This window comes from Leptospira sp. GIMC2001 (assembly GCF_028462125.1).
Lineage (GTDB): Bacteria > Spirochaetota > Leptospiria > Leptospirales > Leptospiraceae.
This window is the reverse complement of record NZ_CP115468.1, coordinates 2,147,149-2,159,600: the sequence shown is the minus strand read 5'-3', so window position 1 is coordinate 2,159,600 and position 12,452 is coordinate 2,147,149. Positions and strand designations below refer to the sequence as shown.

Below are 12,452 nucleotides of genomic sequence, written 5' to 3'. Positions count from 1 at the left end.
CCAATAAAATAGATTGCATGTCTTGAGAAAACAATTTACCATGAAGTCGGAGGGTTTTTATGAAAGGAAAACAAGAGGTATTAACTGTTCTCGCAGATGTTTTATGCGCAGAGCTTACAGCAATCAATCAATATTTTATTCATGCAAAGTTATGTAAAAATTGGGGTTATCTAAAAATTGCTGATTTTTTGAAGCATGAGTCTATCGAGGAAATGAAGCATGCAGATGCAATTATAGATAGAATTCTCTATTTAAATGGCGTTCCTGATCTTCAGAAATATATGGTTATCAAAGTTGGAAAAAACTTTCCTGAGATTTTGGAACATGATTTGTCATTGGAATATGCTGCAGTGGATCGATTGAATAAGGGAATAGACATTTGCGTAGCCTCTCATGACAATGGAACTCGTGAACTTCTCGAAAAAATCCTCGTATCCGAGGAAGAGCATATCGACTGGATCGAAACCCAACAATCCATCATCTCAGATATTGGAATCGAACGATTCCTCGCAGAAAAACTCGGCGAGTAAATTTCAATTTTTTCGACCAGAAGAGTTAGAATTCCATGCTGCCTGCAGTGATGGACTTGCTAACCTTTTGGTTGCAGAAATTCAATCTCATAACCTCAAGATTACATCTCAGAATCGAGGTGGAGTTTTTTTCAAAGGAAAAGCTCATCAACTTTTTCAATTTTTTATTTCCACAGAAGTGAGTTCAAGGATCGGTTTTACAATCGCCGATTGGAAAATTCGCGATTATGATGATCTTTATAATGAAACTATATCTTTCCCTTGGGAAGATTTCCTAGGACCAAGAGTTAGTTTTCGACTTGATTCTAAAACAAAAGATTGCCTTCCCGATTCACGTTTTGCGATGTATCGTCTGAAAGATGGAATACTGGATCGATTTAGAAAAATCGAGAAACCCATTCCTGATGTCCAGAGAGATGATGCTGATTTAGGAATCTTACTAAGATCTTACATGGATCATGCGAAAGTTGAAATTTTGTTAGATCCGTTGAGTCTGACCAAACGAGGATACAAAGGATCGGTTGGCGATGCAACGCTCAGGGAAAATCTAGCTTCTGCGATTCTGAATTTCTCGGAATGGGATAAAAAATCTCCATTGATTGATCCATTTTGTGGGCAAGGGACAATTCTTATTGAAGCTGCTCTGCATATCAAAAATGGAAAAGCGAGAAATCTAGACCGACTTAAGAAATCCTATGTATTCAAAAATTTATTTCCAAACGAAATTGATGATCTAGATTTAAAATCCAAATCGAATTCTGGATCTAAATTATTGAATAATGATACTGATCGACCAAAACAGAAAATCGAATCTGAAGATCTAATGCAAAGCTCTAACTTTCCCGTTTTAATCGGATTGGATTTATCTGAAGATGCATTGAGACAAGCAAAAACAGATGCCAAAAAAGCTGGTGTCTTAGATCTGATTCATTTTGAATATGGTGATCTCAATGATCTCAATCATATTTTGGATCGCAAGAATCCTAAAGAAGAACCGATCTGGATTGTAACAGATCCCCCATTTGGCAAAAGAATGGGCACAAGAGAAGAAGCAAGCGAGGTCTATTCTTTTATAGGACGTACTCTTAAGGATTCCTTTCCTAATACAAAACTCTGTTTAATTACAGGTGATTCATCATTATTGGGTTATTTAAAACTAAAAAAAGATGCAGAGATGGGTCTAAAAAATTCGCAAATAAAATCAAAAATGGTTAGATACACGATCGAATGGAAACCCGAGAAATAATAACCAAACTTCTTGAAGTTACAGAAGAGAGAACAGATGGTGTTCGGTATTTAGAATTTTTTCGATCTTTAGAACCTTGGAAATTTGGACTAGTTTACCCGACAGCTGAATCGATTTATGAATCTTGGAATCTTTTACTATATGATTTAAAAGTATTGCATAGCCTAGAATTGTATCCAGTTGTCTACTTACATTCGTCAATTCCAAGTTATATTAAAACTTTTTTATATCAAGGCATAACTGATTCAGAACATAAGAATACAGAGAAATTTGTACCAATGCAATTGATTCGGATGTCTGGCGATTTAAAATCAAAAGTTGTTCAATGCATATCCGATCACAAAATTCCGATAATTCTTAATGAAGAAGATGAAACTAATGGATTTGAAAAGATTAGTGAGGTTTTGAGAATTCTCGAATCCAATAAATTAATTATTCTCAATTCTAATTCAGGAATAAGAAAGAGAAATGATGCGGGCAACTATTCTATTATTAGTCTTCAAAGAGATTTTGATAAACTAATCCATGATTCAGGCTTAGGAAAAAATGATTCAAAGTTATTAACTTTTATAAAAGATATATTTCTATTAAACAATAAATTAAAATTCACGGTATCTATAACTTCACCAGCCCTTTTACTAAAAGAATTATTTACTGTAAAAGGTAGTGGAACATTAGTTAAGCGAGGAAGTCAGATTCATATTTTAGATAGTTTAGATCAAGTAGAAATGCCGAAACTCAAAAATTTGGTTGAGGCGTCTTTTCGAAAGGCAATTAAACCCAATTTTTTTGATCAAAAAATTGTGAAGATCATTTTAGAATCTGAATACAAAGCTTGTGCATTGATGGTTGCAACACCGATAGGAATTTTACTTTCCAAATTTGCAGTTGATGAGATCGCTCGTGGTGAGGGTATAGGTCGTGATATTTGGGATAGAATGCGCGAAATCTATCCTAACTTTTTTTGGAGAGCTAAAAAATACAATTCTATAACAAAGTGGTATGCTAAGGAAGCGGATGGATTGCATAAAACTGGAGATTGGGTGTATTATTGGATCGGAGAAAAACCTGAGAGAATATCTGAAATCATTCACTATCTAGAAAATCTCCCAGAAGATTTGGTATCTATTTCATGAAACATCTTTTTCTCTATGATGGAAATTGTGAGTTTTGTACAGGACTTGCGTCAAGTCTAGAAATACGCTGTGAGGATAAGCAAGTTGAATTTCGATCTTTTCGTAATCTGGATGATTTGGAACTCGCAAAGATTCATCCAAATCTAAATAAAGATTTATGCGAGGGCAATGTACAGTTTATCAAAAATTCAAAACGATATCCCGGTTTTTTTGCAGTTCGAAAACTTTCTCAGTCTTTGAAGATATATAAATATTTTTTTTGGATTCTTTATCTTCCACTTGTCCCATTCATTGGTATGGGTGTTATGTATTTATTGAAATCAATTCGAAATCGTGAGTAATCCCTTGTAAAAAATTTCTCGAGCATCCAATGCCCATTGATTGCCCTCTTCCACGAATTTTCTTTTTTCGTGATCGACAGCCATTTTTTCTATCAAATCAAATAGTCTTTTTGAATGCCCTTCATCTGCATCTAGGTTTACTTGAAAAAATTTTGGTTCTGGTAAAATCACATTCTTTGATTCATAAATATTTCGTTTGAGAATATCATAGATCCGACTCATCTCAAAATATTCGAGCTTTAGCAAATACTCATTGGCTGGACCCAAAGCGCCCAAAGCATGAAAAAATGAATAATTTACAATTTCTTCCATTCTATATAAGTAGGCTTTGGTTTCTTCTAGTTGGGTTCTCAGATCAAAAGTCAATCCCAATTCATTGAGAAAATCATCTAGGATTCTAACGTGAGTATTATTTAGATCGCCTTCCCCTAACTCTTCCCAGATATTTTGAACCAAGATTATTTTTGCGGACTGATCGTTCGTTTTCGTCGCAGCAATAAGAAACCAGTTTACGAAGGCAATGGAAACCAAATATTCTTGGCTCAGCCATAATTTCATATCGAACAAAGAAATTGAATCTTGCCTAGATCTCAACCATTCATTTTTTAATATGGAATGCCCTTTTACTTGATCGATCAATTTGTTAGTTATTGTGATGGTGTTTTCCATAATTGTACCTTGGCTTTCTTGAAAAGTTCTCTAGCGCAGTGGTGATTATATTTTGTATGATTGATTCATAATTTAAAAGAGATGATTCAAACATTTTAGGCAAAAGGCTATAAAATTTAGAAAGTCCTGGAGTGATGTTTGCTTCAAGAAATTTTACATTGCCCGCATGGTCATCACGAAAATCAAGCCTTGCGTATCCTTCTATGCCCATTGCCATAACAAATTCTAGACTCATTTGCTCGATGGCTTTTTTCTTTGATTTATCAAACTCCAACAGAAAAGTTTCTGGCATGCAATCCTTTCTTTTCACTTCTTCACCATAAACTACATCGGGATATTGGATCAAAGCAGAACAAATTTCCCATTTACCAAAGCTTGTCTCAAGCATAGCAACGCTATACTCATTGCCTTCGAGATATTCTTCGATCAAAATTTCTCGGAATGATTCAGAATACTTTTTGATGTAGAATTTCAAATCTGAAACTTGCTTGATAATGCTCTCTTGGCCAACACCCAAACCTGAACCTTCGCCGTTGGGTTTAGCAAACCATGTTTTAAAATTTTGATCGTTGCCCTTTCCGTTCCAAAGTTTTCCTGATTCAATGATCCTATCTATTTCCGATCCTTGGGAAGAAAGTGTAAGAATTCCTAATTCTTCAGCGATTGGAATTCCAATCGCTTGAGCTTTTTGTTTTGTCAATGATTTATCTAGGCAAATTGCCTGCGCATAGGAATCACTTCCCGTATGACAGATACCTAGGTATTCTGCTATAGATGGAATGTAGCTCTCGCGGTTTCTACTTTGGTAACCTTCAACTAGGTTCCATATAATTGTTTTATTTCTTTGATTCAAATTTATATGATTCAGTCTATGAATCAGATTTTTTGGTGAATCAATGATATAAGATTGATATCCCAGTTTTTCTATCGTAGAAGAAAGATATTCAATGCTCTCAATACTTTCCCACTCCTGAGTTCCAATATTCTTAGATTCCTTGTTATCCTTAGGATAGATATCACAGGCTAGCAGGCATTGAATTTGGGAATCGTTTGATTTGTTTGGATTCATTTATTTTTGCTTTTACTATTTACATGTCTTGCAGTTGGCGAGACTTCATTCCATAATCTGATATCAACTTCTTGGTATGAATTTTCATATTCAGAATCCAAAGGTTCAGGAGATAAATGGTATGTTCCGTGAGCTGCGGAACGAAAAAGATGGCGTTTGGATTCTTTATGGTAACCGAGATACCAATTGGGTGAGAGTGTGATTTTGCCTCCACCGCCAGGTAGATCATTTACAAAATGAGGAATTCCCATTCCACTGATTTTGCCACGCATATATTCAATGATCTCAATTCCTTTATGTAATGGTGTGCGAAAACCCCTTGAACCAGGCAGAATTTCTGGATCATACATATAATAGGCTCTCACTCTCATTTTTAAAAGTTTTTTATGCAATTCCAGCATAACTTCCCCGGAATCATTGATACCTTTCAAAATTACGGTTTGATTACCAACGCTCACGCCAGCTTTCAATATTCTTAGAATTGCGTCTTCTGCATCCTTTGTGCATTCTTTCGGATGGTTGAATTGAGTATTACAAAAAATTGACAATTGATCGGAATTTCGTTTTTCAATAATTTCACATAGTTCTTTGGTGATTCTCATTGGATTTGTTACAGGATTTCTTGTTCCTAATCTACAGATCTGAACTGATTCAATAGATTCCAGTTCACCTAATATCCAATCTATTTTTGAATCAGAGAGATTTAAAGGATCTCCACCTGACACAACTACATCGGTAATTTCTGGATGGCTTCTCAAATAATCAAAGCATTTCGATAATGCTTCGTGATCCATGCGCTCTTTATTATCTGACACTTTTCTTCCGCGCATACAATGTCTGCAATACACACTGCATTCATGATTTGCAAAAAGCAATGCTCGATCAGGATACATACAAGTGAGACCAGGAACTGGAGATAAATCTTCCTCATTCAGAGGATCAGCTGATTCTTCTTGAGATATAAAAATTTCTGTTTCTGTTGGAACGATCATTCTTCTGATCGGACAATTCGGATCAAATGGATCAGATAGTAGGATATAATAAGGAGTTGAACTCACATTGAGCCGAATAGTTTCTTTGATTCCTTTTTCTTCCGATTCAGTAAGCAGAAAATAATTTTTTAGATCGCTCGATCCTATTCGATTCTTTAGCTGGAATTGATAATTTGAATTTTCAGAAATGGAAGCGAGTTTATCTCGATTCGTTTGAATCCTTGATTTTTCTTCCTTATTATCCAGCATAGAATAAGGTTTTTTCAGTGCTGAAATTCGACAAATGCAAAATCCTGTATATCAATGAGATTTGAAATTCTTGCACTAGATATTGATGGCACTGTTTTCTCATCGGAAGACATTATTCTCGAAACTTACTTAGATTCTGTTTCGGAATACTCGCAAAAGTCTGGAGAAAATATCCAATTGCCATCTCATGAACGGATAATGGCTGAGATTGGAAAACCCGTTAAAACGATTTTTAGAAACCTGCTTCCAGATCTACATGAGCAAGGAAGAGACCAAATTTCTGATCGTGTTTTGTCATTGCTTGTTGAAAAAATACTTTCTGGACGTGGTAAATTTTATGATGGAATCGCTGAGACGATTTCTGAGCTACACAATCAAGGATTTCGAATAGCTGCATGTTCGAATGGACGCTATGCCTATGTTGAAGCCATTTTGAGAAAATTGGATGTTTTGCAATACTTCTTGCCAATCGTCGTGCTCGACAATGAACAACGTAAAGTGAAAGGCGATATACTGTTGCATTATTTGGATGTCTATAATTTGGAATCAAAACAAATACTAATGGTCGGAGACAGGCATTCAGATTGGGAAGCAGCTCAGGTTGCCTTAACCCCATTTGCTTTCTGTGAATACGGGCATGCGGAACCCAACGAGATTCCAAGTTACGATTTTGCTTTAAAAACTCCTAGTGATTTAAAAAAAATCGTACTTTCTCAAAAATAGAAACGATCCGATACATTTAGTGTGGGTCCTCCTAACCAGCCAGATAAATCTAAATCATTAGTCTACCTGTTATCAGGTATTCTTTTCGTGCTCGTATTACTTGAGAAGTCTATGACACCAAAAATCCAGCATCTGGACCCTTCTCAAGTTGTGAATCAGGCACAAGATAATTTTTCTTTGGGTAAGGATTGGACAAAAGGATTCTCGGAATTTAGGAATTTAGGAAAATCCAAGAATACATTGGATGAAATTCCTAATCAAGAAATTCCAAAACCAATCCCTATTGAAGAGACCGATTATAAGCCAATCTGGGATGATGAAGATGTAGCGGTAAAGGAATTGAATGCGCTTGTAGAAGAAGACGAAATTCCAGTAATAGACGACTCATCTGCGGTTGCAAGTTCTCATGTGAATATATATTTTATCAAATTCTTTGGATCCGATAATAAAGCTGAATCGAGATTGGTGAAAGTTCCACGCAAACTTCCCAAAGGAGCTGATCCAATTGAGTTTACTTTGTCGGAGTTAAAAAAAGGTCCATCAGCTGAAGAAAAAGAAAAAGGCGTTCTGAATGCTTTGCCCACAAATTTTAGTTATGCGAAATCGTATAAATTGGAAAATGGAATTTTAAAAATTGATCTTGGTGGAAGTTTTGAATATGGTGCAGGTCCTGAAATTTTAAAAGATCGAATGGATCAGATCGCTTTTTCTTTGATTGGAATATCCTCAATTCGCGGAATACAGTTTACGCTTGATCAGAAAAAAGTAACAAGTTTGGGTGGAGATGGAATTCCAGTTCCAATTGTTTTGAGTAAAAGAGACAGACGAGTTACTACATTGTGAAAGGCTTGCCACCTTGCTTAAATGTCTAAATCCTGGTATTAAAGGTTTTAGAAGGCTAGAAAAAATTGAGTAAAAATCAGTATTTAATCAAAAGGTATTGGAATCGATTTCGGTATCTATTTTTTCAATACTTTCGAACTGGTTTTATAAGATCAAATAGCGTAGACATTCGTGATTCAATATTAATCGTTACAAGTTTACTCAGTATTTCCAGTTTAGTAAATATATTTTTGATAGATCGTCATATCTTAGATGATATGATTAGGCATAAAGTAGTTGCCATTCGTTTTTGCTTTATAATTCTTCCTCTGGTCACTTATCTAATTCTTCGAAAAAGATTGGTCATTATCAACCGAAATTTCGGAAATTATCTCTCGGGTTTATTATTGATTCTATTGTTTTTGCATGTTCCATTGATCCAATTTGATCCAGGCAATCATTTTTACTATCTAATCGGATCGAGTGTGATTTTGCTTGCGTGCAGTATTATCCTCTGGATGGAACCGATGCGAATCGGACTCGTATCACTTGCATATATTTTTATTCTCATACCATTGATTACGAATATTAGTACCGAATTTGGAATCAGTTCCCAGGTCGTGAATCAAAATGTTCTAAATTCATTATTTCTCACTTTTATCGGATTTGTAGCCAATACGATGATCAATTATTGGAGATTTGAAGACTTTCGATCTAATGAAAGATTGAAGAGAACTTTAAAAAATCTCAAGATTACCAATGATAAAATCCGCATTCTTTCACACCAGGACTCGCTAACATCACTCTACAATAGAAGATTTTTATTGGAATCTTTTCCAATCCGCGTCGAAGAAGCAAAACGTGATGCTTACAATTTTGGTTTGATTATTTTGGATTTGGACTACCTAAAAAAAATCAATGATAAATATGGACATATTCAAGGCGACAGAGTCATCCTACAATTTTCTGAGATATTTCTGAAGAATATAAATAAAACGGATATAGCTGCACGAATTGGTGGTGATGAATTTTGTTTGATTACGGGCAAAATCACCAGATCAGAGTTAGCTGTTCTATCCGAGAAAATTCGAACCGAAATTGAAAATTATCCTATGAAAGTTTACAACAATGAATCTACGCATAAATTCACCGCAAGTATTGGAGCGATTCTTGTGGATCCCAATAAAGTTAAGAATTTTGATGTGTTATATCATAGCATAGATGAAGCTCTGTACAAAGCCAAAATGGAAGTTCGAAACAAAGTTGTTTTCTTGGATAAGGACTTTTTATAAAGCATAGTCTTTGTAACGATCATAGTTGTAGAATAGATCTCTTCGTTTAGGTTCAAATCCGGCAGACTTTAGAAATTTTACTGCTTCCTTTTCTGTTTTTAGACCAAATGATCTTAGTACGTTTTCTTCAATCACAACACTTGATATATCATCCGCACCAGCAAATAGAGCAAGCTCTCCGACTCCTTTTCCAAGCACCATGACCGATGTCTCAATATGCGATATATTATCCAAGAAGATTCTAGATATTCCTAAAACTTTCAGATATTCATGAGTTGGCACATGCCGAATTTTGAAACGTTTAGTCTGTGGTTGAAAAGTCCAAGGAATAAAAGATAGAAATCCGCCTGTGCGATCTTGAAGATTTCGAATCAGACTGAGATGTTCTATGATTTCTTCAGGAGTTTCTTCCGATCCAATGACAATATTTGCACTTCCTGGAAGTCCGTTCTCATGACAAGTTTCCATCGCTCTAATCCATTCATCAGCACTCGCTTTCTTAGGAGAGATAATATTGCGCATTCTCTCTGTCAGTATTTCAGCCCCGGCTCCGGGAACAGAATCCAAACCGATTTCTTTGAGTTCAATTAAAACTTCTTTTAGAGATTTGCCGGTGATTTTTTCTAAGTTTATAATTTCAACGGGTGAAAATGCTCGTATATGCATATTCGGATATTTGGCTCGAACAGCTTTGATAACGCCTGTGTAATATTCATAAGGAAGATCTGGATTGACTCCTCCTTGAAGAAAAATCTGATCTGCTCCCATATCCACAGCATAATCCATTTTCTCGATGATCTCATCTTTACTAAGATTGTATCCTTTTCCACTTCCGATTTCGTCCATAAAAGAACAAAAACTACATTCCACATTACAGTAGTTAGTATAGTTTACTACTCGAAACATAGTATAACTTGCATATTCATGACTTAGGATTTTTTCTCTTAATCCCCGAGCAACAGACATAACTTTCAGATAATCTGCATCTTTATAGAGAAGAAGTGCTTCTTCTGGGGAAATTCTTTTTCCTTCAGATGCCTCCATTAAGATACGATCTGATTGAGAATCTTTCTCATAATGGAAACTATTTATATGCATTTGAAATCCTCTAAGTTCATGTATTAAGTTAGACTGGAAATAATTTTATCGACACGATCGTACATTGAATTACGCTGGTCTCAGTAAAATTAGAAAGAAGGGTACCCATACCAATGGAAGTTTCCAGAATTATTTTCCATGTATTATTCATTATCTTATTCGCGGTAGCCAATTTTGTGTTCGTCCGCGCAATCGTTTATCGTCTTGGACTTGTGTTCCGTGCAAGAGAAGCGAGGTTCAATGAGGATGCAAGAACCAATCTCAATCTTGGCTTCAGAATTAAGTCTTTTGTCGAAAATGTTCTCTTGCAAAAGAAAAACTTCAAAGAACCGCTTCGCGGAATCATGCATGCCTTTATTTTCTATGGATTTATCGTCTATCTTATTCATACTTCAAGCCAGATGGTTGCGGGAATTTTTGGTTGGGGAATGGATGATCCCTATTCTTTTACTCTCATTGGATCGCTCATCTCGGAAGATCTGGAACATACGTATACAGCAATTTTAAACTTTGTTTCCATTCTTGTTCTTATTGGATTGGGATTTTTTGCCTGGAGACGATGGATACAAAAGGCTCATGGTCTAGATGTTCATTCGCCAGCTTCTGCTATTGTAATTGGAATGATTTCCACTCTGATGATCAGCACTATTCTTGGCGAAGGTGCTAAATCTGTAGCGAGCGTATATAATGTAGCAGATGCAGATTTTATTGCGGCGGGTCTCGGAAGTCTTTGGAAGTCCATTGGGGTTGATTATGACCGAGCAGATATTGCATTTCAAGTAATGTGGTGGGGTCATATCCTAACTGTATTTGCATTCATGTTGTATGTTCCAACTTCGAAACATGCGCATTTAATATTTGCTCCTGTGAACTATTTTTTCGCAACGGATACTCCTAAAGGCGCTCTATCTAAGATGAATTTGGAGGATGAGACTGGAGTTTGGGGATCGAACCGAGTTGAAGATTTTCCTTGGCCTAACCTTTTGGATGGTCTTTCTTGTATTGAATGTGGAAGATGCCAAGTTCAGTGTCCGGCCAATAGAACTGGAAAGGTTCTGAATCCTAAAGCCATTATTGTTGAGTTGAAGCATGCCCTACTAGAAAAAATGGTAGAAGTAGACAATGTTTCCGCAGGTAAAACCAAAGAAGAAGCAGCGGATGCAGTGGCTGCCTTAGATACGGGCGTAATCAATACATACGAAGGATTGTCTGAGGAAGCACTCTGGGGTTGTACAACTTGTTATGCTTGCGTTGAAGCTTGCCCAGTTGGCAACAACCAAGTGAATGCCATTATTGAGATGAGAAGACATCTAGTTCAAGTTGAGACAAAGATGAGTCCTGAATTACAAGGTGCCTTCACAAAAATGGAAAACAACTCTAACCCTTGGGGAGTTGGAGCGCATACTAGAGCAGATTGGGCAGAAGGCCTAGGTGTAAAAACCATGGCAGAAGATTCCAATGTGGATCTTCTCTATTGGGTTGGATGTGCTGGTGCTTTCGATGAAAGAAATAAATCTATTACCAAATCTTTTGTGAAAATTCTACAAAAAGCTGAAGTGAACTTTGGAATCTTGGGAACAGAAGAAGGTTGTTCTGGAGATTCCGCAAGAAGAGGTGGAAATGAATATCTCTACCAGACTCTAGCTCAACAAAATATTGACACAATGAATGGATACAATGTTAAGAAGATCGTAACTGCTTGTCCTCATTGTTACAATACAATCAAGAATGAATATCCTCAGTTCGGTGGTAACTATGAAGTGATGCACCATTCTGATTATATCAATCAATTGGCAAAAGAAAAGAAGATCGATGTAACAGTTGCTGAAGATGCCAATTCAGGAAAATACACATATCATGATTCTTGCTATTTAGGTAGATACAATGACAACTACGAGAACCCAAGGGACTTGGTCAAAAAAGTGTCTGGTGGCAAGCTAGTTGAAGCTGTAGACAACAAAACAAAAGGTCTATGTTGTGGAGCCGGTGGAGCTCAGATGTGGATGGAAGAGCAAAACAATGATCGTGTAAACGTGAAACGAACAAAACAATTGATCGACACTGGTGCAACAACAATTGCAACTGCCTGCCCTTTCTGCATTACCATGATCACTGATGGTGTCAAATCAGAAGAGAAAGTGGATATGATCAAAGTGAAAGATATCGCTGAATTGGTAGCCGAGAATCTAACTTAATTCACTGATTCTAAAAAATTTTAAGGCTGCGGGGGTTTATTCTCCGCAAGCCAACTAAATTTCAAAATGTCACAGGAAGGGATTGCCCTT

At 36.2% G+C, this 12,452-nt stretch carries 12 protein-coding genes; 8 read left to right on the top strand and 4 right to left on the bottom strand.

Features of this window, described 5'->3' with window-relative positions:
* The first annotated feature begins 59 nt into the window (after nt 1-59).
* Genes bfr through O4O04_RS11550 form a run of 4 tightly spaced genes read left to right on the top strand, consistent with a single transcriptional unit; the run spans nt 60 to nt 3,253 of the window.
* A complete protein-coding gene (bfr, locus tag O4O04_RS11565; protein ID WP_272531850.1) occupies nt 60-530 on the top strand; it encodes a bacterioferritin in 471 nt (156 codons plus the stop codon).
* Nucleotides 490-1,776 carry a THUMP domain-containing class I SAM-dependent RNA methyltransferase gene (locus tag O4O04_RS11560; protein WP_272531848.1) on the top strand — a complete coding sequence of 429 codons (1,287 nt, stop codon included), beginning with the start codon at nt 490-492 and terminating at the stop codon, nt 1,774-1,776. Before bfr ends, O4O04_RS11560 begins: the two co-directional genes overlap by 41 nt.
* On the top strand, nt 1,758-2,912 hold the full coding sequence (locus O4O04_RS11555; RefSeq protein WP_272531847.1) for an acetylglutamate kinase: 1,155 nt from the start codon (nt 1,758-1,760) through the stop codon (nt 2,910-2,912). The genes O4O04_RS11560 and O4O04_RS11555 overlap by 19 nt, the downstream gene beginning before the upstream one ends.
* Complete coding sequence (locus O4O04_RS11550) at nt 2,909-3,253, top strand: DCC1-like thiol-disulfide oxidoreductase family protein (protein ID WP_272531846.1); 345 nt, start codon at nt 2,909-2,911, stop codon at nt 3,251-3,253. Before O4O04_RS11555 ends, O4O04_RS11550 begins: the two co-directional genes overlap by 4 nt.
* Here O4O04_RS11550 and O4O04_RS11545 read toward each other — a convergent pair.
* From O4O04_RS11545 to O4O04_RS11535, 3 genes are read right to left on the bottom strand one after another with little or no spacing between them, the layout of a single operon-like run.
* On the bottom strand, nt 3,233-3,922 hold the full coding sequence (locus tag O4O04_RS11545) for an iron-containing redox enzyme family protein (RefSeq protein ID WP_272531845.1): 690 nt from the start codon (nt 3,920-3,922) through the stop codon (nt 3,233-3,235). The two genes, O4O04_RS11550 and O4O04_RS11545, sit on opposite strands and share 21 nt — an antisense overlap.
* Nucleotides 3,897-4,991 carry a D-alanine--D-alanine ligase family protein gene (locus O4O04_RS11540; RefSeq protein ID WP_272531844.1) on the bottom strand — a complete coding sequence of 365 codons (1,095 nt, stop codon included), beginning with the start codon at nt 4,989-4,991 and terminating at the stop codon, nt 3,897-3,899. Before O4O04_RS11540 ends, O4O04_RS11545 begins: the two co-directional genes overlap by 26 nt.
* Nucleotides 4,988-6,250, bottom strand: a complete 1,263-nt coding sequence (locus O4O04_RS11535) for a KamA family radical SAM protein (RefSeq protein WP_442915960.1) — start codon at nt 6,248-6,250, stop codon at nt 4,988-4,990. Before O4O04_RS11535 ends, O4O04_RS11540 begins: the two co-directional genes overlap by 4 nt.
* Before the next feature lie 36 nt (nt 6,251-6,286).
* On the opposite strand from O4O04_RS11535, the gene O4O04_RS11530 reads away from it, so the two are divergent.
* The 3 genes from O4O04_RS11530 to O4O04_RS11520 all read left to right on the top strand — a co-directional run bounded on the left by O4O04_RS11530 (nt 6,287) and on the right by O4O04_RS11520 (nt 9,069).
* Nucleotides 6,287-6,955, top strand: coding sequence for an HAD family hydrolase (locus O4O04_RS11530; protein WP_272531842.1), 669 nt, complete (start codon nt 6,287-6,289; stop codon nt 6,953-6,955).
* A gap of 111 nt (nt 6,956-7,066) precedes the next feature.
* Complete coding sequence (locus O4O04_RS11525) at nt 7,067-7,798, top strand: GerMN domain-containing protein (RefSeq protein ID WP_272531841.1); 732 nt, start codon at nt 7,067-7,069, stop codon at nt 7,796-7,798.
* A gap of 65 nt (nt 7,799-7,863) precedes the next feature.
* Nucleotides 7,864-9,069: a GGDEF domain-containing protein gene (locus tag O4O04_RS11520; RefSeq protein WP_272531840.1), complete on the top strand. Its 1,206-nt coding sequence runs from the start codon at nt 7,864-7,866 to the stop codon at nt 9,067-9,069.
* On the opposite strand, the gene mqnC is transcribed toward O4O04_RS11520, so the two are convergent.
* The gene (gene mqnC, locus O4O04_RS11515; protein ID WP_272531839.1) at nt 9,064-10,167 is read right to left on the bottom strand and encodes a cyclic dehypoxanthinyl futalosine synthase; all 1,104 of its coding nucleotides are present in this window, start codon (nt 10,165-10,167) and stop codon (nt 9,064-9,066) included. The two genes, O4O04_RS11520 and mqnC, sit on opposite strands and share 6 nt — an antisense overlap.
* A 113-nt stretch (nt 10,168-10,280) precedes the next feature.
* Here mqnC and O4O04_RS11510 point away from each other — a divergent pair, with 113 nt between their 5' ends.
* Nucleotides 10,281-12,362 carry a heterodisulfide reductase-related iron-sulfur binding cluster gene (locus O4O04_RS11510; RefSeq protein WP_272531838.1) on the top strand — a complete coding sequence of 694 codons (2,082 nt, stop codon included), beginning with the start codon at nt 10,281-10,283 and terminating at the stop codon, nt 12,360-12,362.
* The last annotated feature ends 90 nt before the right edge of the window (nt 12,363-12,452 follow it).

Excerpts from the sequence above, each read along its gene's own strand:
- bfr (WP_272531850.1), top strand. The coding sequence starts at position 60 with ATGAAAGGAAAACAAGAGGTATTAACTGTTCTCGCAGATGTTTTATGC.
- O4O04_RS11555 (WP_272531847.1), top strand. The coding sequence starts at position 1,758 with ATGGAAACCCGAGAAATAATAACCAAACTTCTTGAAGTTACAGAAGAG.
- O4O04_RS11550 (WP_272531846.1), top strand. The coding sequence starts at position 2,909 with ATGAAACATCTTTTTCTCTATGATGGAAATTGTGAGTTTTGTACAGGA.
- O4O04_RS11545 (WP_272531845.1), bottom strand. The coding sequence starts at position 3,922 with ATGGAAAACACCATCACAATAACTAACAAATTGATCGATCAAGTAAAA.
- O4O04_RS11540 (WP_272531844.1), bottom strand. The coding sequence starts at position 4,991 with ATGAATCCAAACAAATCAAACGATTCCCAAATTCAATGCCTGCTAGCC.
- O4O04_RS11530 (WP_272531842.1), top strand. The coding sequence starts at position 6,287 with ATGAGATTTGAAATTCTTGCACTAGATATTGATGGCACTGTTTTCTCA.
- O4O04_RS11525 (WP_272531841.1), top strand. The coding sequence starts at position 7,067 with ATGACACCAAAAATCCAGCATCTGGACCCTTCTCAAGTTGTGAATCAG.
- mqnC (WP_272531839.1), bottom strand. The coding sequence starts at position 10,167 with ATGCATATAAATAGTTTCCATTATGAGAAAGATTCTCAATCAGATCGT.
- O4O04_RS11510 (WP_272531838.1), top strand. The coding sequence starts at position 10,281 with ATGGAAGTTTCCAGAATTATTTTCCATGTATTATTCATTATCTTATTC.